This is a genomic window from Paracoccus sp. SSK6 (assembly GCF_039770665.1).
GTDB lineage: Bacteria > Pseudomonadota > Alphaproteobacteria > Rhodobacterales > Rhodobacteraceae > Paracoccus.
In genome coordinates this window covers 156,829-180,767 of sequence record NZ_JBDPNJ010000004.1, presented here as the reverse complement: position 1 = coordinate 180,767, position 23,939 = coordinate 156,829, and the positions used below count along the sequence as shown (strand labels likewise).

The following is a 23,939-nucleotide window of genomic DNA, read 5'->3' as shown; positions in this document are numbered from 1 at the left end:
GCATATGCCGGTCACCGTCCGGCAAGCCTGACAGGGGAGACATTGATGGCAGATTACAACACTTACCGCACCACGCAGCGCGTCGGCACCCGCCAGGCGGTGATCGACGAAGGGCTGCGGGCCTACATGAACAAGGTTTATGGGCTGATGGCGGTCGGCATGGGTGTAACCGCCGTCGCCGCCTATGGCGTCAGCACGCTTGCGGTCAACAACCCGGCGGTGGCCCAGGCGCTGTACAACTCGCCCCTGAAATGGGTGATCATGTTCGCGCCGCTGCTGGTCGTCTTCGCCTTCGGCGCCGCGCTGAACCGCCTGTCGGTTTCGGCGGCGACCATGCTGTTCTACGGCTTTGCCGCGCTGATGGGGCTGTCGATCAGTTCGATCTTCCTGGTCTTCACCGGCACCTCGATCGTGCAGACCTTCCTGGTGACGGCCATCGCCTTCGCGGGCCTGTCGCTGTGGGGCTATACCACGAAGAAGGACATCTCGGGCTGGGGCAGCTTCCTGATCATGGGCGTGATCGGCCTGATCGTGGCGTCCATCGTGAACATCTTCTTGCAGTCGTCGGGGATGCAGTTCGCGATTTCCATCCTGGGCGTGCTGATCTTCGCGGGCCTGACCGCCTATGACACGCAGAACATCAAGAACACCTATCTGCAACTGGCTGGTTCGGACCGGGACTTCCTGGGCAAGACCGCCATCATGGGCGCCCTGCAGCTGTACCTGGACTTCCTGAACCTGTTCATGTTCCTGCTGCAATTCATGGGCAACCGCGACTGATGTCCGCGACAGCCTGACCGCTTTGACCCCCGCCTGACCGGCGGGGGTTTTTCATTGGCCGAACCGCCATTCCCCTTCCCCCAGGGCGGGGGCGGCGCGGTCATGAGCCATGGCGCTGCGGCCGAAGCGGATGGGCGTGCGCAGCCCCACGATGCCTTCGGGCGCGATCCGCAACCCGCGCGCGGCGACCTGGGGTTCGGACAGCGCCTCGGCCACGTCGTTGACCGGACCGGCGGGCACGCCTGCGGCCTCCATCGCGGCGATCAGGTCGGCGCGGCTCCGGCGCGCGGTGGCCGCCGCCAGCATCGGCACCAGCCGGTCGCGATGCGCCACGCGGGCGGGGTTGGTGGCGTAATCCGGGTTGCCCGGCAGGTCGGGAAGGTCCAGCACCCGGCACAGCGCCGCGAACTGCCGGTCATTGCCGCAGGCGACGATCAGGTGGCCGTTGGATGCCGGGAACAGCTGATAGGGCACGATGTTGGGATGCGCATTGCCCAGCCGGTGCGGCACCGTGCCCCCCAGCAGGTAGTTCGTGGCCTGGTTGGCCAGCACCGCCACCCCGCAATCCAGAAGGGACAGGTCCAGATGCTGGCCGCGCCCCGACCGCGCCCGTTCCGCCAGCGCCGCCTGCACGGCGATCACCCCGTAAAGCCCGGTGAAGATGTCGATCCAGGCCACGCCGACCTTCTGCGGCTCGCCATCGGGCGCCCCGGTCAGGTCCATGATCCCGCTCATGCCCTGGATCAGGAAGTCGTAGCCCGGCTGGCTCGCACGCGGCCCGTCCTGCCCGAAGCCGGTGATCGAAGCATAGACCAGCCCCGGATTGCGCGCCGACAGCGTGGCGTAGTCCAGCCCGAAGCGGGCCAGCCCGCCCAACTTGAAGTTTTCCACCACGACATCGGCGTTGTCGATCAGCCCGCGCAGCCGCTCCAGGTCGGCCGCGTTGTTGAAGTCGCAGACCACGGATGTTTTGCCCCGGTTCGCCGCGTGGAAATAGGCGGCGACCTTCTCGGTCGTACCGTCCGCGCGGGGCCGGTCGATGAAGGGCGGACCCCAGCGGCGGGTGTCGTCGCCTTCCGGGGCCTCGACCTTGATCACCTCGGCGCCCAGATCCGCCAGCGTCTGCCCGATCCATGGCCCGGCGAGGATGCGGGCCAGTTCGACGACGCGCAACCCCTTCAGCGGCGGCTCAGCCAAAGGCCTGGATCCCCGTCTGCGCGCGGCCCAGGATCAGCGCGTGGACATCATGGGTGCCTTCATAGGTGTTCACGGTTTCCAGGTTCTGCGCGTGGCGGATCACGTGGTATTCGCTGGAAATCCCGTTGCCGCCATGCATGTCGCGGGCCATGCGCGCGATCTCCAGTGCCTTGCCGCAGTTGTTGCGCTTGACGATGGAGATCATTTCCGGCGCAAAGCGGCCTTCGTCGAACAGCCGGCCCACCCGCAGGGACGCCTGCAGGCCAAGAGCGATCTCGGTCTGCATGTCGGCCAGTTTCTTCTGGAACAGCTGCGTCGCGGCCAGGGGGCGGTTGAACTGGTGGCGGTCAAGCCCGTATTGCCGCGCCCGGAACCAGCAATCCTCGGCAGCGCCCATCGCGCCCCAGCTGATGCCATAGCGCGCGCGGTTGAGGCAGCCGAAAGGACCGCCCATCCCTTCGACGCCGGGCAGCAGGGCATCCTCGCCGACCTCGACCTCCTCCATCACGATCTCACCCGTGATCGAGGCGCGAAGCGACAGTTTCCCCTCGATCTTCGGCGCCGAGAGGCCCTTGGTGCCCTTTTCCAGCACGAAGCCGCGGACCTTGCCGCCATGGGCGTCGGATTTGGCCCAGACCACGAAGACATCGGCAATCGGGCTGTTCGAGATCCACATCTTCGACCCGTTCAGCACATAGCCGCCATCGGTCTTCCTGGCGCGGGTCTTCATGCCCGCCGGGTCCGACCCCGCATCCGGTTCGGTCAGGCCGAAGCAGCCGATATACTCTCCGGTTGCCAGCTTGGGCAGATAGCGCCGCTTCTGCTCCTCGGACCCATAGGCCTCGATCGGGAACATCACCAGCGAGCTTTGCACCGAGGCCATGGACCGATAGCCGCTGTCGATCCGCTCGATCTCGCGTGCCACCAGGCCATACGCCACATAGGACGCGCCGACCCCGCCGTATTCGTCGTCCACCGTCACGCCCAGCAGGCCCGCCGCGCCCATTTCGCGGAAGATCTCGGGGTCGGTCGTCTCGGTCAGGTAGGCGTCCTTGACGCGCGGCGCCAACTTGTCGGCCGCAAAGGCCGCCGCGCTGTCGCGGATCATCCGCTCTTCCTCGCTCAACTGGTCGTCCAAAAGAAAGGGATCGGCCCAGTCGAACGCCGCGCCCTTGTGGGATTTCGTGGACATCTGCTCCTCCGTCAGGTCGCGGCGACATTAGCGACATGGAAGGGCGGGCTGGAAGCCCAAATCGCGAGCCGTTGGTCTGTCCGCGCGGATCGGCTAAGCCTGCCGCCAGAATCACGATACGAGAGAGACGATGGGCTATTTCCCCCTTTGGCGCCCGGCCACCGGCGCCACGGTGCTTCCCGACGAAAAGCTGCCATGGGCCGCAGCCGTCCCGATGAGCTTCCAGCACCTGCTGGCCATGTCGGGATCGACGATCCTGGCGCCGCTGATCATGGGCTTCGACCCCAATGTCGCGGTGTTCTTTTCCGGCATCGGCACGCTGCTGTTCTTTGCCATCACCGGCGGGCGGGTGCCCAGCTATCTGGGGTCGTCCTTCGCCTTCATCGCGGTGGTGATGGCCGCGACGGGATTCGCGGGCGGCGGGGCCAACCCGAATATCGGCGTGGCCCTGGGCGGGATCATCGCGGCGGGGCTGGTCTATGCGCTGATCGGGCTGGTGGTGATGGCCATCGGTGCGGGCTGGGTGGAACGGCTGATGCCGCCCGCCGTGACCGGGGCCATCGGCGTGTCCATCGGGTTGAACCTGGCGCCCGTGGCCGTGGGGCAGTTGAAGGGCAGCATGGCGCATCTGGCGATCGCACTGGCGACGGTGCTGTGCATGGCGATGGTGTCGGCCTATGGCACCCGCAGCACGCGGCGGATCGCGGTGCTGATCGCCCTGGCCTTCGGCTATGTCCTGGTGCTGGTCTTCGGCAACGGCGCGGGCCTGGTGCCGGGCATCGACTTCGACCGGGTGGCGCAGGCGCCCTGGTTCGGCGTCCCGAACTTCACCGCGCCGCAGTTCGACTGGACGGCGATCAGCATGATCGCCCCCGTCGCCGTCGTGCTGGTGGCCGAGAACCTGGGCCATATCAAGGCGCTTGGCGCGATCACCGGGCAGAACATGGACCGTTACATCGGTCGCGGCTTCCTGGGCGACGGGCTTGCCACCATGATCGCCGGGGCAGGGGGCGGGACCGGGGTCACGACCTATGCCGAGAATATCGGCGTCATGGCGATGACCAAGGTCTATTCGACGCTGATCTTCCCCGTTGCCGCGGTGATCGCGATCCTGCTGGGCCTGTCGCCCAAGTTCGGCGCGATCCTGCAGACGATCCCCGCGCCGGTGCTGGCGGGATTGGCCGTGTCGGTCTTCGGCCTGATCGCATCGGCCATGGCGCGGATCTGGGTGGACAACCGGGTGGACTTCGCCGACCCGCGCAACCTGTTCACCGTGGGGGTCGCGCTGATCCTGGGGGCAGGCGATTTCACCGTCACCATCGGCGGCTTCGCCCTGGGCGGGATCGGCACATCGACGCTGGCCGCCCTGGTGATCTATCAGCTGCTGGGCATCGGCCGCGACCGGCGCGCGGCCTGACCCTTTAGGCCTCGGCAAGCTGCGACACCAGCAGCTTGTCGATCCGCCGCCCGTCGAGGTCCACGACCTCGATCCGCCAGTTCGCCAGCGTGATCTGCGCCCCCACGTCGGGCAGCACGCCCGCCCGGTCCAGAACAAGGCCCGCGACGGATTCATAGCCGCGATCCTCGGGCAGGGTGATGCCGATCAGGTCGGCGAACTCGTCGGCGGGCATCCAGCCCGCGACCAGCCAGCTTCCGTCCTCGCGCTGCACCGCCTTGGGCTCGTCGTCGCCCGGTTCGGGGAAATCGCCCGCGATGGCCTCCAGCAGGTCCATGGCGGTGATGACGCCCTCGAAATGGCCGTATTCGTCAAAGACCAGCAGCATATGGGCGGGGCTGGCCTTCAGCTCCTCGATCACGTTCAGCGCGGGCAGGCCCTCGCGGATCACCGGCACCTCCTGCACCAGGGGGCGCAGGTCGGTCACGTCCTCGGACAACAGGTCGCGCAGGGTGATGACGCCGATGATGTCGTCGTCGGAACCGTCGCGGACCAGCAGGCGCGACCGGCGGCTGTCGCGGAACTTCTGCAGGATGTCGGCCGCCGGGTCGCTGACATCGACGGCCTCGACCTCGTGGCGGGGGGTCATCAGCCCGCGGGCGGAGCGGTCGGCGATGCGCATGACGCCCGCGATCATCTCGGTCTCAGCGGGCTCGATCACGCCTGCGCTGCGGGCCTCGGACAGCATCACGCGGATCTCCTCGTCCGAGATGCCGCGTTCGGATTCGCCCGACTGGCCCAGCAGCCGCAGGACAAGGTTGCCCGACTTGTCGAGGATCCAGACGATCGGCGCCGCGATGCGCGAGATGAACAGGATCAGGGGCGAAATGCGGGCCGCGACCCCTTCGGGGGACCGCAGGGCGATCTGCTTTGGCACCAGTTCGCCGATGATCAGCGACAGATAGGTGATCAGCACGACCACGCCGCCGACGCCCAGGGCCTGGGACAGGGCAGGCGACATTCCGCCTTCCATCAGCGCCGCCGCCAGTCGCGCGCCCAGCGTGGCGCCTGAAAATGCGCCCGACAGCACGCCCACAAGGGTGATGCCGATCTGCACGCTTGACAGGAAGCGGCCGGGTTCGGCCCCAAGTTCCAGCGCGGTCTGCGCGCCGCCGCTGCCTTCCGCCGCCATGACCTTCAGCCGCGCGGGCCGGGCCGAGACGATGGCCAGTTCCGACATGGCCAGCACGCCGTTGAACATCGTCAAAAGCAGGACGACGATTATTTCCAGAAGCATCGGTTCACTTTGTCAAACAGGTCAGGCTGTTTTGCAATCTGCACGAAGCGCGCGCCGGTGCAAAGGCATGAAGACCGCCTGCCGGACAGAATCGGGGGCAAGGCGCCGATGGGGCGCCTTGCGGGGGGCCTTATTCGCCGGGGCTATGCGAGGCGATGCGGCCCGTCTTGTCGCCGTTCGTCTTCCACAGCGAGAAGACGACGCCCGCGCCCAGGATCGCGAAGGTGATGCCCAGCGACCAGGTCGGCGGGAACTTCTCCCATCCCATCAGGTCGGCGATGAAGATCTTGGACCCGATGAAGACCAAGAGCAGCGACAGCGCGTATTTCAGATAGGCAAAGCGGTGCAGGATCGCGGCAAGGGCGAAATACAGCGCGCGCAGCCCCAGGATCGCGAAGATGTTGGAGGTATAGACCAGGAACGGATCCGTCGTGATCGTGAAGACCGCCGGGACCGAATCGACGGCAAAGACCAGATCCGCGATCTCGATCATCACCAGGGCCAGCAGCAGGGGCGTCGCATGGCGTACCAGCCTGCCGGTCTTGGCGTCCGGCAGCTTTGCGATGAATTTCTGGCCGTGCAACTCGTCGGTCACGCGGAAGCGCCTGCGCATGAACCGCACCAGCCGGTTGTCGGACAGGTCGTGCGATTCTTCCTTGGCGAACAGCATTTTGATGCCGGTGAACACCAGGAACAGCGCGAACAGATACAGCACCCAATGATAGTTCTCGACGATGGTGGCGCCTAGGCCGATCATGATGCCGCGCAACACGATCACGCCCAGGATGCCCCAGAACAGCACGCGGTGCTGGTATTCGCGCGGGATGGCGAAAAAGCCGAAGATCAGCGCGATGACGAAGATGTTGTCCATCGCCAGGGTCTTTTCGACCACAAAGGCCGTCAGGTACTGGGCGGTGGCCTCGGTGCCCATCTGCCAGTAGATGAAGCCGGAAAAGCCCAGGCCCAGGACGATGTACATGGCCGACATGCGCAGGCTTTCCGCGACGCCGATCTCGTGGTTGTCGGTGTGGAGGACGCCCAGGTCAAAGACCAGAAGCGCGATCACCAGGGTGATGAACAGCAGCCACATCCACAGCGGCGTGCCAAGAAAGGTCAGAAGAAGGAGTTCCATTTGCCCTCATCGTTGCTGTTGTGCATCGATGCCAAGGGGCTGTCGGAAACAGGGCCATTTGCATCGAGGCACGCTCGATGCGGTTCCGACATCACGGCGTCATGCCGTCAGAGGGGCCCGGTCCCGCTGGGTTCCGACATGGCGGAGGACAGGCCGCGATGCAAGGGGGGTGGCCGCAAAAAGATTGCAAGCGGGCCGCCGCCCCGGCAATTTCCCCGTGAATCGATTGAGGTGGTCATGGAACGGGCAGAATTGGGCACAACGGACGCAGGCCGCTGGCTGGACGATCCGGCGCATCGCCGGTTCCTGATCCGCGACGCCGCCCTTGCGCTGCAATTCTTTGACGCAAGCGCCGGGGGCAGGGACGGTTTCCAGATGCTGGACCGGGCAGGCCAGCCGCTGCCCGCGCCATTGGAACTGCATGTCACGACGCGGCTGGTCCATTCCTATGCGCTGGGGCAACTGGCCGGGCGGGCAGATGCGGCGGGGATCATCGACCGGGGCATGGATCTGCTGTGGCGCGGGCATCGCGACGCGCGGCATGGCGGCTATGTCTGGGCCTTGCGGGATGGCGCGGTCGCGGACGGGACGAAGCTGGCTTACGGCCATGTCTTCGTGATGCTGGCGGCATCGACCGCGAAGCTGGCGGGCCATCCCGACGCGGACCGGCTGCTGGGCGACATCGCCCAGGTGCTTGAGGATCGCTTCTGGGACGAAGCCGCCGGGTTGTTTCGCGACGAATTCACCCGCGACTGGCAGGTCTTTTCCACCTATCGCGGCATGAACGCCAACATGCACGGGGTCGAGGCGCTGCTGGCCGCGCATGAGGCAACCGGAGAGCGCCTGCATCTGGACCGCGCAGGCCGGATCCTGGCGTTCTTCATCGCGGGGCAGGCGGCGGCGCATGGCTGGCGCATCCCGGAACATTACGATGCCGGTTGGCGGCCCGATCCGGGTTACGAAGGCAACCCGATGTTCCGCCCGGCAGGCACCACGCCCGGTCATTCCTTCGAAATGGCGCGGCTGCTGCTGCAGTGGTGGGATCTGGCGGGCAGGCGAGGGGGCGACGCGCCCCGCCACGCGCGCCTGCTGGTGGAAACCGCGCTGCGCGACGCCTGGCTGCCCCAGGGCGGGCTGGCCTATACGCTGGATTTCGACGGGCGCGTGGCGCGGTCTGGTCGCTATTGGTGGCCCGTGACCGAGGCCATCGGCGCCCTTGCCGCGCTGATCAAGGCCGACCCCCGGCCGGGGGACGAGGACTGGTATCGCCGGTTGTGGCGCTTTGCGGATGCGCAGCTGATCGACCGCCATCGTGGCGGCTGGTTCCCCGAACCGGGCATGGAGGGCTCCAGGTCGGGCCAGTTCAGCGGCAAGCCCGACATCTATCACGCCCTGCAGGCCGACCTGTTCCCGCTGGTGCCGGGGCTGTCGCATCACGGGACGGCGCTTGCCGGGGCGCAGCCGCTGAAATCCTGATTCGGAGGTGCAATCCGCGCGAAAGCGCATATCTGGCATCCTGACAACGAACGGGGATTTCATTTCGGCATGGCTGCAAAAGATGGTTTCGCGGGTCCGATCCTGCATTTTCGGGGCTGCGATGCCGAGGGCCTGCGCCTTGCCGCTATCACGGTCCGGCCCGACGGGACGGTGCCCGGCCCGGTGGAGACGCAGGGGGGATCCATCGCTCCGGTCCTGCTGGACCGCGTGGCGGGTCTGTCGGTCTGGCGCCATGATTTCACCCTTGCCGCGGGCGAGCCCGGCTATCGCCTCGACGGCCGCGCCCATCCCGTTGTCACGCGCCTTGATGGCGACATCCGCTTCGCCTTCGTGTCCTGCAACGGCGAGGAGAACGGCGACCTTGACCGCGACGAGGCCGAGCGAAACGGGATGTGGGCGCGATTGCAGGCCGACCACGCCCGCGCGCCCCTTGCCCTGCTGCTGCAAGGCGGCGACCAGATCTATGCCGACGAGGCGACGCATGGCCATCCCCTGACCGAAGACTGGCCAAAGCATGTCCCCGACGACCCCTCGGCCAGCGATCTGGAGGATCTGGCCCGGCACCTGGAGGCCGGGTTCGCCGAACGCTACATGATGGTGCTGGCGGCGGAAGGCTGCGCGGAGCTGTTCGCCACCGTGCCCTCGCTGTCGGTCTGGGACGATCACGACATCTGCGACGGCTGGGGTTCCCTGCCGGAAAACCGTACGAACTCGGCGGTGGGGCAGGCGCTGTTCGCGGTCGCGCGGCGGATGTACCTGCTGTTCCAGCACGGCGCGACCGAGGCGGACGTGCCCGCCCTGTTCATGGACCCTGCGGGCCGCAACCTCGGCTGGCGGCGCGACCTGCCGGGCGTCACGCTGTTCGCGCCCGACCTGCGGTCCGAGCGCCACCGCGACCGGGTCATGGGGCCGGGCGGATGGGATGCCGTCGAGGCGCTACAGCCCAGCGGCAATCACGTCTTCATGGTCTCCAGCGTGCCGCTGCTGGGTCCGCGCCTGTCGCTGCTGGAAACGCTGCTGATGGCGATTCCCCGGATGCAGCATTACGAGGACGACCTGCGCGACCAGTGGCAAAGCCACGCCCATCGCGACGAATGGCGGCGGATGCTGGGGCAGGTGCTGAGGATGCGCCGGACCGCGCCGGTCACGGTGCTGTCGGGCGAAATCCACCTGGCGACCCGCGCCGAGATGGGGCCGGACGCGACGCTGCTCCATCAGCTCGTCGCCTCGGGCATCTCGCACCGCGCGCCGCCCCAGGCCTATGCCCGCGCCCTTGGCTTGTTCGCGGGCTTGGGCGAGACGCCGCTGCCCGGCCATCCGATCCGCATCAAGCCGCTGCCCGGCCAGCGGCACCGCTATGCGGCGGAGCGGAATTATCTCACGCTGGACCGGAAGAGCGGGCGGTGGCAGGCCGTCTGGCATCTGGAGGAAAGCGGGCCGACCCCGCCGCTGGCCCTGGACTAGCGTTCCAGAACCAGCAGGTCGCCTTCGAAGCTCACCCTTGCGAAGGTGCGCAGATAGGACATGCCCAGCAGGGATCCGTCCAGATCCGCGCCGATCACCCAGGCGCGGACATTGCGGTCCACGATGTCGCCGATGGCGATCTCGTCGATGGTCACGGGGGCGGTTTCCACGCGGCCATTCGCGGTCATGGCGGTGCCGACATAGGCGAGGCCCGCGGGATCCAGCCCCACGCGCCGCGCATCCGCCGGCCCAAGCGCGATCGAGGACGCGCCGGTATCGACCATGAAGCGCACCTCCTCTCCGTTGACGCGGGCGGTCAGGTGGAAATGGCCGTCGCGGCCCACCGGGATCTCGATCCGGCCGCCGTCAAGAACCTGCTGGCGCGGGGCATTGCCTTCGATCCACCAGTCCGCGGCAAGCGCGGCGCCCGCGAAGATCACCACCCACAGCACGATCTGGCGCAGCACCTGCCCGCCGCGCCCCGCCAGTTCGAAGACCATCGCCCCGCCGATCACCAGCAGCAGCACGCCGTAATAGACCAGCTGCATCGTGTCGCGGTCGGTCATGGGAAAAGCCCCGATCCCTTCAGCCCGTCGATCACGAACTGCACCGACAGCGCGGCCAGCAGCATCCCCAGCAGGCGGGTGACGACCATCACCCCCGTGCGGCCAAGCGCATTGGCCAGCGGCGTCGCCACGACGAACAGCGCCATGGCGATGACCAGCACGGACAGCATCATCAGGTTCACCATGACCATGTGCCCGATCCCCGGCGCCTGACCCATCAGCAGGATCATGGTGGCAAGCGCCCCCGGCCCCGCCAGCAGCGGCATGGCCAGCGGAAAGACCGACGGGTCGTGGTGCAGCGGATCGCCGTCGCCCTGGTGCTCGCGCCGCTGGGTGCGGCGTTCGAACAGCATGTCCAGCGCGGTCAGGAACAGCAGAAGGCCCCCCGCGATGCGGAAGGCGGAAATCGAAATCCCGATGCCCGACAGGATCGATTCGCCCGCAAGGCCGAAGATCATCAGCAGCACGGCGGCGATCACCAGGGCGCGGAATCCGATGCGGCGGCGCTGCGCCGCCCCCATGCCGGGGGTCAGCGCAATGAACACGGGCGCCAGGCCGACCGGGTCGATCACCACGAACAGCGTGACAAAGGCGGTGACATACAGCGACAGGTCCATCCCGCCTTATGGCCCGCACGCCCGGCCCTGCCAAGCCGGGCGGCCGGGGGCAGGGCTTTCAAAATAACGTCAGTTTGTCGCAGATTAATGACGGCGGGCGCGAATCGTGGCAGGTGGGGTTTCGCTGCGGGTGGCAAGGCTCTATATTCCGCAGATTGGTTGAACCCAGGTCACAGGCCTGGCTCTGGTACTGGAGAACTGAAATGCACATGCCGTCCCCCATGGCACTGCTTGTTATCGCCATCGTGGTCCTGGTCCTGTTCGGCCGCGGCAAGGTTTCGTCGCTGATGGGCGAATTCGGCAAGGGCATCACCGCCTTCAAGAAGGGCCTGAACGACGGCACCTCGGAAGCCAATGCCGAACGCACCGCCGTGGTGGAAAAGCCCGCGCAGCCGGTCCAGCCGGTGCCGGGCACCGAGGCCCGCGACGTGACCCCGCAGAACGAACCCCGCCTCTGATCCCGACGAACCGGGAAAGGGGATCCTGAATGCTGGATGTCGGATGGAGCGAGCTGCTGCTGATCGGCGTTGTCGCGCTGATCGTCATCGGCCCCGAGGATTTGCCGAAGCTGTTTCACACCCTGGGCCGGATCACGGCGCGGGCGCGGTCCATGGCGCGCGAATTCACAAGCGCGATGGAGGATGCGGCCAAGGGTGCCGGCATCGGCGACGTGACGAAGGATCTCAGGGACTTGCAGCACCTGACCTCGAAGAAGTCGCTGGGCCTGGATGCGCTTGACCGCGCCGCCACGCGGTTCGAGCAATGGGATCCCAAGGCCAGCCTGGACAAATCCAGCCGTGCCAAGCCGGATCCGGCGGCCCCCGCCGCCCCGGCCGACAGCCGCCCCGCCGATGCGCCAGCCGTGCCCGAGCCTGCGCCCGCAATGCCTGCCGCACCTGCGGCTATGCAGGCGGCGAACGATCCCGTCGCGGCTGCGGCCGACAGCCCGCGCCGCATCGCCGGGGTCCGCCGTTCGGACATGAAGGACCGCTAAGTGGCAACCCAAGACGTTGACGAACTGGACGACAGCTCGGCCCCGCTGATCGAGCACCTGAAGGAGTTGCGCACCCGGATCATCTGGTCCGTGCTGGCCTTCGTGGTGGCGATGATCCTGTGCTATGTCGTCTGGAACCCGATCTACAATTTCCTGACGCGTCCGATCTGCGCCGCGCTGGAGAACCGGGGCCAGGAATGCGGCCTGATCCTGCTGAAGCTGCAGGAAGGCTTCACTGTCGCCATCCGCATTTCCTTCTTCGGCGGTTTCATCCTGGCCTTCCCGGTGATCGGCTATCAGTTGTGGCGCTTCGTGGCGCCCGGCCTTTACCGCAGCGAAAAGCGCGCCTTCCTGCCCTTCCTGGTCGCCTCGCCCGCGATGTTCGCGCTTGGCGCGGCCTTTGCCTATTACGTCATCCTGCCGATGGTGTTTTCCTTCTTCCTGGGCTTCCAGCAGGGGCCGCTGGCGCTGCCGGACGATCCGAACACCGCACAGGGATCGTCGCATCTGGCGGGGATCGTGTTCCAGGGATCGGTCAGCGAATACCTGAACCTGACGACGCGCTTCATCCTGGCCTTCGGACTGTCCTTCCAGTTGCCGGTCGCGCTGGCGCTGATGGGTCGGGCGGGGCTGGTCTCGGCCGAGACGCTGGCCGGGACGCGGCGCTATGCGATCATCATCATCCTGACGCTGGCCGCCTGCCTGACGCCCCCCGACGTGGGCAGCCAGTTGGTGCTGTTCTCGGTCATCTACGGGCTGTACGAGATCTCGATCCAGATCGTGCGGCGGATCGAGAAGAAGCGTGATGCCGAACTGCGCGCCGAAGGGCTTCTGGACGATGACGAATGATGCGTGACCTGTCCGACACCGACGCGCTGGCCCGCATCGCCGCCGCGCTGGAGCGGCTGGCCCCGCCGCCCGTTCCCGCGCCGACCTTCACCGAGGCCGCGGCCTATGTCTGGCATCCCGATCCCGACCGGCTGGAGCCGGTTGAGACGGTCGCCCGCGTCGATCTGGTGCAACTGATCGGCATCGACCGCGCCAAGCAGATCCTGCTGGACAACACCCTGCAATTCGCGCGCGGCTTCGGCGCCAACAACGCGCTGCTGTGGGGCGCGCGGGGGATGGGCAAGTCGTCCCTGGTCAAGGCCGTCCATGCCGAGGCCGTGGCGCAGGGCCTGCCGCTGGTTCTGGTGGAAATCGCGCGCGACGACCTGGGATCGGTCGCGCGGCTGCTGGCGATCCTGGGAAAGGCGCGGGACAAGCGCTTCCTGCTGTTTTCGGACGATTTGTCCTTCAGCCATGACGACACGCAATACAAGTCGCTGAAGGCGGTGCTGGATGGCGGCATCAGCGGGCGTCCCGGCAACGTGATCCTGTATGCCACCTCGAACCGCCGCCACCTGATGCCGCGCGACATGATCGACAACGAACGCGCCACCGCCATCCATCCCGGCGAGGCGGTCGAGGAAAAGGTGTCGCTGTCGGACCGCTTCGGGCTGTGGCTGGGCTTCCACCCCTGTTCGCAGGACGAATACCTGGCGATGATCGACGGCTACTGCGCGGCTTATGGCCTGACCATCGACCCCGCCACGCTGCGCGCCGAGGCCGTCGAATGGCAGGCCACGCGCGGCGGTCGGTCGGGCCGGGTGGCTTGGCAGTTCTTCACCGACCTGGCCGGGCGGCATGGGATCGCGGTCTAGGCGGATCGGGGTTCATGAACGGGCGGACAAGGAAACGCATGCGTTTCCCCGCCCGCGTGGAACGGTGCCATCAGAAACGTCGCCGTCCCGCGACCACGGAAGGCCGGCGCCCGGCCCAAGGGGGGCGTGAAGCGCCCGCCTGGGGGCGGGGCGGGCGCTGGCCGGGCCTTTGGGGCCCGGCGGTATGGGGTAGCACCGGCAACGCGTGGCGAAGGCGATGGCCTTCGCCAGATTCAGGGCTGTGCAGGTATGAACGCCGATCCGGCCTAGCCCGGCTGTTTCGCCAGGGCGGCGTCCCGCATCTGGGACAGCGTCTGGCGCGGCGTCAGCGCCTCGGGCGAGATGTCGAGATCCAGCACGGCGCCGGTTTTCGATTGCAGGGCGCGCCTGAACGCCGCCGGGAAATCGGCGGTCGCGGCCACGCGTTCGGCGTGAAGCCCGTAAGCCTGCGCCAGCATCGCGAAATCGGGGTTCTGCATGGTCGTGCCTGACACGCGGCCCGGATAGGTGCGTTCCTGATGCGCGCGGATCGTGCCATAGATGCCGTTGTTCAGGACCAGCACAATGGGCTGCGCGCCCGCCTGCATGGCGGTCGCCAGTTCCGCGCCCGTCATCTGGAAATCGCCGTCCCCCGCGAAGCAGACCACGGTGCGCGACGGATCGGCCACCTTCGCGGCAATCGCGGCGGGCAGGCCATAGCCCATGGCGCCCGATTGCGGGGCCAGCAGCCGCGCCTGGGGGCCATAGGACAGGAACTTGTCGGGCCAGACCGCGAAATTGCCCGCGCCATGGGTGATGACCACGTCTTCGGGCAGCACCTCGCGCAGGTGGTCCATCACCGCCACCATGTCCACCGGGGATGGCTGCGCGGGCGCCTGCATCGAGGCAAGGTATCCCGCCCGCGCGCCCCTGCGCCAGTCGGCCCAGGGGCCGGTCACGGGCCGCAGCCTTTCGGCAAAGGCATTCGGGCCCGCCGTGATGCCAAGGCGCGGCTGGTAGATCTTCCCGATCTCGGCGGTCGAGGCATGGACATGGATCAGCGCCTGTTCCGGCTGGGGCACCGACAGCAGGCTGTAGGCGTCGGTCGTCATCTCTCCGAAGCGGACATTGACGGCCAGCAGCAGGTCGCATTCCGCGATCAGGCGACGGACATGGGGCGGCATCCCCACGCCCGCCTCGCCCGCGTAGACGGGGGAATGGTTGTCGAAGCTGTCCTGGAAGCGGAAGGCGGCCAGGACGGGGATGTCGGAGGCCTCGGCAAAGGTCTGCAGCGCGGCCTTGCCGGACGGGGTCCAGCTGTTGCCGCCGGTCAGGATCAGCGGGCGTTGCGCATCGGCCAGCATCCCCAGCGCCCTGTCCATGGCGGCGGGAAGGGGCGCGGGTTCGGCGATCCAGGCCGGGCCGGCCAGGGGCGGGGTGTCGGTCAGGCCCGTCAGCACGTCCTCGGGCAGGGCGATGACCACGGGGCCGGGGCGTCCGGTCGTGGCGGTCTTCCAGGCGCGGGCGACGATCTCGGGGATGCGCTCCACCCGGTCGATCTGGACCGCCCATTTCGCCAGGCCGCCGAAGACCGCCGGATAATCAAGCTCCTGGAAGGCCTCGCGCCCGGTGATGTCGGTCCCGACCTGGCCCACGAAGACCAGCATCGGCGCGCTGTCCTGCATGGCGGTGTGGATGCCGATGGCCGCATTGGTCGCGCCCGGTCCCCGTGTCACCATGCAGATGCCGGGCTGACCCGTCAGCTTGCCCCAGGCGGCGGCCATGAAGGACGCGCCGCCTTCGTGCCGGCACAGCACGAAGTCCAGCCGTCCCGCCGTGTCGTGCAGCGCATCCAGCACCGCCAGATAGCTTTCGCCGGGAACGCCAAAGGCCTTGGTCGCGCCAAGCGCCATCAGGCAATCCACCAGCAAGACCCCGCCATTCCGTTCCATGCCGCCCCCCGTTGCGTTTCGGAAACCCTAGCCTTCATCCGCAAGGCACGCCAGTCTAGCGCCCTTTTTCCAAAGGCAATTTATGTGCGAACACCACGTCGCCGCTTGCGGGCGGCCTTGTCCGTGCCTAGGTTCCGGCGACCCTTCTGACCGGCACGGTGTGACATGACGACTCAGCAGCTTCCCCGTCCATGGCCCGTCGGCGGCGGTCTTTGCGGCGAACTGGTGCGTCGGTTCGACTGGTCGAAAACCTCGCTGGGGCCGATCGACCAGTGGCCCCGGCATCTGCGGATCAAGGTCAATTCGCTGGTCAACTCGCCGATCCCGCAGGTGCTGATGTGGGGGCCGGACCATGTGATGATCTATAATGACGGCTATCGCGAAATCGCCGGAAACTATCATCCGACCGCCCTGGGCGGCACCGTGCCCGACATCTGGCCCGAGGTCTGGGACTGGAACCGCCAGATCCTCGAACGCGGCTTCCGGGGCGAGGTGCAGTCCTTCCGCGAACAGCCGCTGGTCCTGAACCGCAACGGCACGCCGGAAAACGTGGTCTTCGACCTGTTCTATACCCCGATCCATGACGAGACAGGCAGCCGCGTCGATGGCGTGCTGTGCACCGTGCTGGAAATCACCGATATCGTCCGCGCGCGAGAGGCCCTGGCGGAAAGCCAGGCGGAACTCTACCACCTGTCCGATGCCCTGCCGATCCTGGTCGGCTTCCTGGATCGGTCGCTGTTCTTCCGCTTTGCCAACCAGTGCTACCTTGAGGTGTTCGGCGTCACCCATGACCAGGTGATCGGCAAGCGCATCACCGACATCCTCGGACCCGAGCAGGGCGCCCTGACCGAGGAGATGCTGGCCCGCGCCCTTGCGGGCGAGACGGTGAATGTCGATGCGACCGTCCGCCTGCCCGGCAAGGGCCCCCGCGCCTTCGAGATGCGCTGCCTTCCCCGCAAGTCGGGCGAGGGGCGGATCGACGGCGTCTACATGATCCTGATCGACATCGAGGATCGCAAGCGGACCGAAATCCAGTTGCGCGACAGCAACGACCGCTTCCGCGCTGCCGTGGAGGCGATCCACAGCGTCTTGTGGACCAACACCGCCGATGGCCGGATGATCGGCGAACAGCGCGGCTGGGCGGCGCTGACGGGCCAGGGCTTTAACGAATACCAGGAATACGGCTGGGCCGACACCGTTCATCCCGACGACCGGGCCGGCACGATCGAAGCCTGGCGCCGGGCGCTTGCGGCCCGTTCGACCTATGAATGGGAACATCGGGTGCGTTGCGCCGATGGCGAATACCGCATCTTCGCGATCCGCGCGGTGCCCACGCTGAGCGCCGAAGGGGCGATCACCGAATGGGTGGGCGTCCATACCGACATCACCGAACAGCGCATGACCGAGGCGCAGCTTCAGGCCCAGGCCGAGGATCTGCAGCGCCAGATCGCTCACCGGCAGCGGGCCGAGGATCAGTTGCGCCAGTTGAACGAAACGCTGGAAGCCCGCGTCAGCGACGAGATCGAACAGCATCGCAAGACCGAACAGGCGCTGCACCGTTCCCAGAAGATGGAATCGATGGGTCAGCTGACCGGCGGGGTGGCGCATGACTTCAACAATCTTCTTCAGGTGATCGCGGGCAATCTTCAGATGCTGTCCAAGGATGTCGAGGGCAACGACAAGGCGGGTCAGCGGGTCGAAAACGCGCTGTCCGCCGTCGCGCGCGGCGCCAAGCTTGCCAGCCAGCTTCTGGCCTTCGGCCGCCGCCAGCCGCTGGAGCCCAGGGTGATCCAGCCCTGCCGCCTGGTGACCGAGATGGACGACCTGCTGCGCCGGTCCCTGGGCGAGGCGATCGAGGTACAGGTGATCGTGCCCTCGAACCTGTGGAACATCTGCGTGGACCGGGCGCAGCTGGAAAGCGCGCTGCTGAACCTGGCGATCAATGCCCGCGACGCGATGGACGGCCCCGGCCGCCTGACCATCGAGATGACGAATGCCCAACTGGATGACGCCTATGCGAAGGCTGCGGGCGATGTCGCGGCGGGGGACTATGTCATGCTGGCCGTAACCGATACCGGCTGCGGCATGACGCCCGCCGTGCTGGAGCGGATCTTCGATCCCTTCTATTCCACCAAGCCCGAGGGGCGCGGCACGGGCCTGGGCATGTCGATGGTCTATGGCTTCGTCAAGCAGTCGGGCGGCCATGTGTCGGTCTATAGCGAGCTGGGGGAGGGGACGACCGTGCGCATCTATTTGCCGCGATCCGACAGCGACGAGGAAACCGATGCGCCGCTGTTCGACGGCCCCATCACCGGCGGGACCGAGACCATCCTGGTGGTCGAGGATGACGAGGCCGTGCGCACCACCGTTGTCGATCTTCTGACCTCGCTTGGCTACAAGGTGCTGACCGCGCGGGACGCGCAGGCGGGGCTGGCGGTCGTGGAAAGCGGGCTGCATATCGACGTGCTGTTCACCGACGTGGTGATGCCCGGCGGCCTGACCAGCCGCGACATGGCCCGGCGCGCGCAGGAGATCCTGCCGGGGCTGGGGGTGCTGTTCACCTCGGGCTATACGGAAAATTCCATCGTCCATGGCGGCAGGCTGGATCCGGGGGTCGAGCTTCTGTCGAAGCCCTATCCGCGCGAAGCGCTGGCCCGCCGCTTGCGCCATGTCATCGCCAATGCCCGGCAGGCCCATCAGGCGGCCGAGGCCCTGCGCGCGGCGCAGCCCGCGCCGCAGCCGGTGCCCGCCAAGGACCGCCCGGTCCGAATCCTGCTGGTCGAGGACAATGCCCTGATCCGCGCCGACACCGCCATCATGCTGGAGGAGATGGGCCATGCCGTCACCCAGGCGGGCAAGGCGGCGCCCGCGCTGGCCAGCCTGGAGAGCCAGGCCTTCGACCTGCTGCTGACCGATCTGGGCCTGCCCGACATGAACGGCAACGACCTTGCGCAGCGTGCGGTCGAGATCCAGCCGGGGCTGGCGGTGGTCTATGCCACGGGCGACAGCAGCCTGCCCGCTGGATGCCCCGCGCAGACGGTGCTGCTGTGCAAGCCCTACGGCGAGGATCAGTTGCGCGGCGCGGTCGAGGGCGCGTTGGCCCGGATCGGCTAGGCCCCCTTGGCGAAGGGGGAATCGCGTGCTATCTAAAGGTCGTTCTCAGGGCGGGGTGCAATTCCCCACCGGCGGTCACAGCCCGCGAGCGCCCTTCGGCAACGAAGGGGTCAGCAGATCCGGTGAAACTCCGGGGCCGACAGTATAGTCTGGATGAAAGAGAACCGTGGCCGCGCCGCCCCAAGGCACGGTCATGGCTCATGTCCTGGGACCATACGCAAGCTAACGTAAGGTTCCTGAAAGATGACCCACAAGACCCCCCGTATCGCCTTCATCAAGGCCCGCTGGCATTCCGATGTCGTGGACCGCGCCCATGAAGGTTTCCTGGCCGAACAGCAGCGCCTGATGCCCGGCGCCCAGGTCGTGGCCTATGACGTGCCCGGCGCCTTCGAGATGCCCTTGCTGGCGAAGAAACTGGCCCAGACCGGCAAATACGACGCCGTGGTCGCAGCCGCCCTGGTCGTGGACGGCGGCATCTATCGCCACGATTTCGTGGCCACCGCCGTTGTCACCGGGCTGATGAATGCCGGGCTGGAAACCGGCGTGCCCTGCTTCTCGGTCTCGCTGACGCCGCATAATTACCAGGAAACGGATCTGCTGACGGGCTTTTACCGCGACCACTTCGTCAAGAAGGGTGCCGAGGCCGCGCAGGCCGTCCACCAGATCCTGGAACTGGACGCGCGCATCGCCGCCGAAGGACGCGCGGACGTGGCATAAGGAAAAGGCGCACGGGGCTCCCGCGCGCCTTCCATCCTGTGGCTGGCGAAGGTCATCGCCTTCGCCACGCGCTGGCTGTGCCACAAATCCTGCCGGGCTTCAAAAGCCCGGCCAGCGCCCGCCCCGCCTACGGCGGGCGCTTTACGCCCACCGAGGCGGACGCCGGCCTATCGGGGGGCTTGGGCGGGACCGTTTCTGATGGCACCCGGTCACGCGGGCGAGGGAAACGCTGCCGCGTTTCCTTGTTCCGCCCGTTCAGGCGAGGATCCCTTACTCCACCGTCACCGATTTCGCCAGGTTGCGGGGCTGGTCCACGTCGGTGCCCTTGGCGACCGCCGTGTGATAGGCCAGATACTGCATCGGGATCGCATACAGGATCGGCTGGAACAGCCCCCCGCCCGAGGGCATCCGCAGCGTGGCCTGCACCCCGTGGCTTGCGGCGGACAGCCCGGCTTCGTCCGACACCAGCAGGATCGGGCCGTGGCGGGCCATCACCTCCTGCATGTTCGACACGGTCTTTTCGAACAGAGTGTCATGGGGCGCCAGCACCACCACCGGCACGTCGCGGTCGATCAGCGCGATCGGCCCGTGCTTGAGTTCCCCCGAGGCATAGCCCTCGGCGTGGATGTAGCTGAGTTCCTTCAGCTTCAGCGCGCCTTCCAGCGCCACCGGATAAAGCGCCCCCCGCCCCAGGAACAGCACGTCGCGGGCCTGCGACAGCCATTCGGACAGGTTGCGGCAATCGTCCGACAGGGCCAGCGCCTGTCCCATCAGGCCGGGAATGCTGCGCAGGTCGGCCAGATGGGCAGCAAGCGCCGCATCGTCGATGCGCCCGCGGTCGCGCGCGGCCTTCAGCGCCAGAATCGCCAGCACCGTCAACTGGCAGGTGAAGGCCTTGCTTGAGGCCACGCTGACCTCGATCCCCGCGCGGGTGGGCAGGGCGATGTCGGAATCGCGCGCGATGGCCGAGGTGCCGACGTTCACCAGCCCCACGGTCCGGGCCACATGGTTCCTGGCGTAGTGCAGTGCGGCCAGCGTGTCGGCGGTCTCGCCCGACTGGCTGACGGCGATGAACCAGCTTCGGGGCGACAAGGGCGGCTCGCGATAGCGGAACTCGGACGCCACGTCGATGTCGCAGGGCAGGCCCGCCAGCTGCTCGAACCAGTATTTCGCCACATTGCCCGCCAGATAGGCGGTGCCGCAGCCGATCAGGCTGATGCGGTCCACGTCCCGGAAGTCCATGCCATCGGGCAGGACGATCCGGTCGTCCTTGACGTAATGGCTCAGCACGTCGCCGATCACCACCGGCTGTTCGGCGATTTCCTTGGCCATGAAATGGCGATAGCCGCCCTTGTCGATGGCGGTGGCGCCGGTGTCGATGCGCGCCTCGGTCCGGTGGGTCTGGTTGCCTTCGGCGTCAAAGATCTGGACCCCTGCGCGGGTCAGGACGGCGTGGTCGCCGTCTTCCAGATAGGTGATCCGGTCGGTGAAGGGCGCCAGCGCCACGGCGTCCGATCCCAGGAACATCTCGCCATCGCCATGGCCGATGGCAAGCGGGCTGCCCTTTCGGGCGGCGATCATCAGATCCTGTTCGCCGTCGAACAGGAAGGCCAGGGCAAAGGCGCCCCGCAGCCGGGCCAGCGTCTTGCGGGCGGCCTGGACCGGGGAGGCGCCCCCCTCCATGTAATGCGCGGTCCACAGCGCCACCGTTTCGGTGTCGGTCTGCGACTGCGGCTGGATGCCAAGGCTTGCCAGTTCCTCGCGCAATTCGCGGAAGTTCTCGATGATGCCGTTGTGGACGACGGCCACCGGACCTGACTGGTGGGGATGGGCGTTCACCTCGGTCGCAGGGCCATGGGTGGCCCAGCGAGTGTGGCCGATGCCGGCATGGCCGGGCAGGGGATCATGGACCAGCTTGTCCGACAGGTTGACCAGCTTGCCCACCGCGCGGCGGCGGTCCAACCGACCCGAGGCATCGACGGTCGCCACCCCCGCGCTGTCATAGCCGCGATATTCCAGCCGCCGCAGGGCATCGACCAGTTGAGGGGAAACCTCATGCGATCCCAGGATTCCGATAATGCCGCACATCAGCGGGCCTCCTTCTTCGCGCGCAGGGACGCCATCAGGCGGGTGGCAAGGCCGGGTTTCGTGGTCTGGCGGGCGCGGCCAAGCGCCAGGGCGCCGTCGGGCACGTCCTCGGTGATGACCGAACCCGATCCGGTCATGGCATCGTCGCCCACGCGCACGGGCGCGACCAGCATCGTATCGCTGCCGATAAAGGCGCGGGCGCCGATCTCGGTCCGGTGCTTGCCGACGCCGTCATAGTTGCAGGTCACGGTGCCCGCGCCGATATTGGCATGCTCGCCCACATGGGCGTCGCCCAGATAGGTCAGGTGGCCGACCTTGACGCCCTCGTCCAGGACGCTGTTCTTGATTTCCACGAAGTTGCCGACATGCACGTCGCCGCCCAGTTCCGCGCCGGGGCGCAGGCGGGCAAAGGGGCCGACCGTCGCGCCCGAAGACACATGGCAGCCTTCCAGGTGGCAGAAGGGCAGGATCTCGGCCCCCGATTCGACGGTCACGCCGGGGCCGAAGACCACGTTCTGGCCGATCACCGCATCGCGCCCGATCACCGTGTCCAGCGCGAACCAGACAGTCGAGGGATCGCAAAGCGTCACGCCATCCTCAAGCGCGCGTTGGCGGGCGCGGTCCTGGAAGGCGATCTCGGCCCCGGCCAGCTCGGCGCGGGTGTTGATGCCCAGGGTCTCGGATTCGTCGCAGGTGACGACATCGGTGCTGCGGCCTTCCGCGCGGGCCAGCGCCACAAGATCGGTCAGGTAGTATTCGCCCGATGCGTTGTCATTCGTCAGCCGCACGATCAACTGCCGCAGCAGGGACGCGTCAAGCGCCATCACCCCGGAATTGCACAGCGCAATCTCGCGGGTCGCCGCATCGGCGTCCTTGTATTCGACGATCCGTTCCAGGCCGCGATTGGTCACGATCAGGCGGCCATAGCGGCCCGGATCCTCGGCCTCGAAGCCCAGCACCACGAGGTCGGCGGGATGCGCGGCAAGGGCGGCCAGCGTGTCCTCTCCGATAAAGGGGGTGTCGCCGTAAAGGACGATCACCTTGCCCTCGAAGCCCTCCAGTTCGGGCAGGGCCTGGCGGACGGCGTGGCCGGTGCCAAGCTGTTCGGATTGCAGGACGATCCGCGCATCTGGGTCGATCCTGCCCACGGCCTTGGTCACCAGATCCGCGCCATGGCCCGCGACCACGATCACCTGTTCGGGTTCCAACGTGCGCGCCACGGCCAGGGCGTGGCCGACCAGCGGCGCGCCTGCCAGGCGATGCAGCACCTTGGGCAGGTCGGACTGCATCCGGCTGCCCTGGCCTGCCGCCAGGATCACGATTGCTGTTGAGTTGCCCGCCATGCCTGTCCCATTCATGTGTTCAAATTCTTTGCGCGGCGTTCTAATCGGGACTGCGCGTGCAGGGAAGCCCTGCGCGTTCACCTTTGGTGTCGGATCGTTGCGGAAAGGACAGGCGCATGGCGGGAACGGTGGTCTTTGATCTGGACGGCACGCTGGCCGATACCTCGGCCGACCTGATCGCGGCGGCGAATGCCTGCTTTGCGGCGCGGGGCATGGACGTAGCCCTGGATCCCGTGGCCGACGCCCTGACGGCCTTTCATGGCGGGCGGGCCATGCTGCGCGCGGGCTATGGCAGGATGGCGGGCGACCTGCTGTTGCCGCCGGGGGCCGAGGATGAGGATTATCCCCGGCTGCTGAGCCATTACGGCGAAAACATCGCCGTCCACACGACGCTGTATCCGGGGGTCGAGGACACGCTGGACCGGCTGCAGGCCGACGGCCATATCCTGGCCGTCTGCACCAACAAGCCGGGCGCCCTGGCCGAAACCCTGCTGCACGCGCTTGGGGTGCGGGACCGTTTCGCGTCCATGATCGCCGCCGATACGCTGCCCGTCAGGAAGCCCGATCCGCGCCCCTATCAGGCGGCGGTGGAACGGGCAGGGGGCAGCGTGCCCGCGTCCTTCCTGGTGGGCGATACGGAGACCGACCGCAAGACGGCGGCGGCGGCGGGGGTCAGGGTGGCGCTTGTGTCCTTCGGCCCCGAAGGCGAGGCGATCTCGCGCCTCGCCCCTGACGCGCTGATCGGGCATTTCGAGGAACTGCCCGACCTTGCGCGCCGCTGGCTGGGATAGGCAGGGCTGATCGACATTGGTGGAAGGGATGTAGGGTGGGGTTCCACCCCACCATGCCCCAGAACAGGTGGGGTGGAACCCCACCCTACGGATGGAACGGCAACCTTTCTGCAGGCACCG

20 protein-coding genes and 1 riboswitch are annotated in these 23,939 nt (G+C 67.3%); of the genes, 11 read left to right on the top strand and 9 right to left on the bottom strand.

What is annotated here, in order from left to right; all coding sequences use genetic code 11:
• The first annotated feature begins 45 nt into the window (after nt 1-45).
• Nucleotides 46-780, top strand: coding sequence for a Bax inhibitor-1/YccA family protein (locus AAIL68_RS05085; protein ID WP_347138484.1), 735 nt, complete (start codon nt 46-48; stop codon nt 778-780).
• Nucleotides 781-831: 51 nt separating this feature from the next.
• Here AAIL68_RS05085 and AAIL68_RS05080 read toward each other — a convergent pair whose 3' ends face one another.
• On the bottom strand, nt 832-1,977 hold the full coding sequence (locus AAIL68_RS05080; RefSeq protein WP_347138483.1) for a CaiB/BaiF CoA-transferase family protein: 1,146 nt from the start codon (nt 1,975-1,977) through the stop codon (nt 832-834).
• Nucleotides 1,970-3,169 (bottom strand): acyl-CoA dehydrogenase, encoded by a 1,200-nt coding sequence (locus tag AAIL68_RS05075; RefSeq protein WP_347138482.1) that lies wholly within the window; start codon nt 3,167-3,169, stop codon nt 1,970-1,972. Before AAIL68_RS05075 ends, AAIL68_RS05080 begins: the two co-directional genes overlap by 8 nt.
• A gap of 130 nt (nt 3,170-3,299) precedes the next feature.
• On the opposite strand from AAIL68_RS05075, the gene AAIL68_RS05070 reads away from it, so the two are divergent.
• Nucleotides 3,300-4,586, top strand: a complete 1,287-nt coding sequence (locus AAIL68_RS05070) for a solute carrier family 23 protein (protein WP_347138480.1) — start codon at nt 3,300-3,302, stop codon at nt 4,584-4,586.
• 4 nt (nt 4,587-4,590) lie between these two features.
• Here the strand turns inward: AAIL68_RS05070 and AAIL68_RS05065 are convergent, their stop codons facing one another.
• Both AAIL68_RS05065 and AAIL68_RS05060 read right to left on the bottom strand, forming a co-directional pair.
• Entirely contained in the window at nt 4,591-5,862 is a 1,272-nt protein-coding gene (locus AAIL68_RS05065; protein WP_347138479.1) for a hemolysin family protein, read from the bottom strand.
• Nucleotides 5,863-5,992: 130 nt separating this feature from the next.
• Complete coding sequence (locus tag AAIL68_RS05060) at nt 5,993-6,994, bottom strand: TerC family protein (protein ID WP_347138478.1); 1,002 nt, start codon at nt 6,992-6,994, stop codon at nt 5,993-5,995.
• 237 nt (nt 6,995-7,231) lie between these two features.
• Here AAIL68_RS05060 and AAIL68_RS05055 point away from each other — a divergent pair, with 237 nt between their 5' ends.
• Nucleotides 7,232-8,470: an AGE family epimerase/isomerase gene (locus AAIL68_RS05055; protein ID WP_347138477.1), complete on the top strand. Its 1,239-nt coding sequence runs from the start codon at nt 7,232-7,234 to the stop codon at nt 8,468-8,470.
• A gap of 69 nt (nt 8,471-8,539) precedes the next feature.
• Nucleotides 8,540-9,955 (top strand): alkaline phosphatase D family protein, encoded by a 1,416-nt coding sequence (locus tag AAIL68_RS05050; RefSeq protein WP_347138476.1) that lies wholly within the window; start codon nt 8,540-8,542, stop codon nt 9,953-9,955.
• Here the strand turns inward: AAIL68_RS05050 and AAIL68_RS05045 are convergent.
• The gene (locus AAIL68_RS05045; RefSeq protein ID WP_347138475.1) at nt 9,952-10,521 is read right to left on the bottom strand and encodes a TIGR02281 family clan AA aspartic protease; all 570 of its coding nucleotides are present in this window, start codon (nt 10,519-10,521) and stop codon (nt 9,952-9,954) included. The genes AAIL68_RS05050 and AAIL68_RS05045 overlap by 4 nt on opposite strands.
• Nucleotides 10,518-11,138, bottom strand: coding sequence for a MarC family protein (locus AAIL68_RS05040; protein ID WP_347138474.1), 621 nt, complete (start codon nt 11,136-11,138; stop codon nt 10,518-10,520). Before AAIL68_RS05040 ends, AAIL68_RS05045 begins: the two co-directional genes overlap by 4 nt.
• A 203-nt stretch (nt 11,139-11,341) precedes the next feature.
• Between AAIL68_RS05040 and tatA the strand changes: the two genes are divergently transcribed.
• Genes tatA through AAIL68_RS05020 form a run of 4 tightly spaced genes read left to right on the top strand, consistent with a single transcriptional unit; the run spans nt 11,342 to nt 13,835 of the window.
• Nucleotides 11,342-11,596: a twin-arginine translocase TatA/TatE family subunit gene (tatA, locus tag AAIL68_RS05035; RefSeq protein ID WP_347138473.1), complete on the top strand. Its 255-nt coding sequence runs from the start codon at nt 11,342-11,344 to the stop codon at nt 11,594-11,596.
• Between the two features lie 29 nt (nt 11,597-11,625).
• Nucleotides 11,626-12,132, top strand: coding sequence for a Sec-independent protein translocase protein TatB (gene tatB, locus AAIL68_RS05030; RefSeq protein WP_347138472.1), 507 nt, complete (start codon nt 11,626-11,628; stop codon nt 12,130-12,132).
• On the top strand, nt 12,133-12,981 hold the full coding sequence (gene tatC, locus AAIL68_RS05025) for a twin-arginine translocase subunit TatC (RefSeq protein ID WP_347138471.1): 849 nt from the start codon (nt 12,133-12,135) through the stop codon (nt 12,979-12,981).
• Complete coding sequence (locus tag AAIL68_RS05020; protein ID WP_347138470.1) at nt 12,978-13,835, top strand: ATP-binding protein; 858 nt, start codon at nt 12,978-12,980, stop codon at nt 13,833-13,835. Before tatC ends, AAIL68_RS05020 begins: the two co-directional genes overlap by 4 nt.
• A 266-nt stretch (nt 13,836-14,101) precedes the next feature.
• Here AAIL68_RS05020 and AAIL68_RS05015 read toward each other — a convergent pair whose 3' ends face one another.
• Nucleotides 14,102-15,766, bottom strand: a complete 1,665-nt coding sequence (locus tag AAIL68_RS05015) for a thiamine pyrophosphate-dependent enzyme (RefSeq protein ID WP_347138469.1) — start codon at nt 15,764-15,766, stop codon at nt 14,102-14,104.
• Between the two features lie 165 nt (nt 15,767-15,931).
• On the opposite strand from AAIL68_RS05015, the gene AAIL68_RS05010 reads away from it, so the two are divergent.
• Together AAIL68_RS05010 and AAIL68_RS05005 are read left to right on the top strand one after the other, a co-directional pair.
• On the top strand, nt 15,932-18,880 hold the full coding sequence (locus tag AAIL68_RS05010) for a PAS domain-containing protein (RefSeq protein WP_347138468.1): 2,949 nt from the start codon (nt 15,932-15,934) through the stop codon (nt 18,878-18,880).
• 37 nt (nt 18,881-18,917) lie between these two features.
• Nucleotides 18,918-19,049: riboswitch (FMN riboswitch) on the top strand.
• Nucleotides 19,050-19,123: 74 nt separating this feature from the next.
• Nucleotides 19,124-19,597: a 6,7-dimethyl-8-ribityllumazine synthase gene (locus tag AAIL68_RS05005; RefSeq protein WP_347138466.1), complete on the top strand. Its 474-nt coding sequence runs from the start codon at nt 19,124-19,126 to the stop codon at nt 19,595-19,597.
• Nucleotides 19,598-19,867: 270 nt separating this feature from the next.
• Here the strand turns inward: AAIL68_RS05005 and glmS are convergent, their stop codons facing one another.
• Together glmS and glmU are read right to left on the bottom strand one after the other, a co-directional pair.
• Complete coding sequence (gene glmS, locus AAIL68_RS05000; RefSeq protein WP_347138465.1) at nt 19,868-21,685, bottom strand: glutamine--fructose-6-phosphate transaminase (isomerizing); 1,818 nt, start codon at nt 21,683-21,685, stop codon at nt 19,868-19,870.
• A complete protein-coding gene (gene glmU, locus AAIL68_RS04995) occupies nt 21,685-23,028 on the bottom strand; it encodes a bifunctional UDP-N-acetylglucosamine diphosphorylase/glucosamine-1-phosphate N-acetyltransferase GlmU (RefSeq protein ID WP_347138464.1) in 1,344 nt (447 codons plus the stop codon). Before glmU ends, glmS begins: the two co-directional genes overlap by 1 nt.
• Before the next feature lie 116 nt (nt 23,029-23,144).
• On the opposite strand from glmU, the gene AAIL68_RS04990 reads away from it, so the two are divergent.
• The gene (locus AAIL68_RS04990; RefSeq protein ID WP_347138463.1) at nt 23,145-23,819 is read left to right on the top strand and encodes an HAD-IA family hydrolase; all 675 of its coding nucleotides are present in this window, start codon (nt 23,145-23,147) and stop codon (nt 23,817-23,819) included.
• The last annotated feature ends 120 nt before the right edge of the window (nt 23,820-23,939 follow it).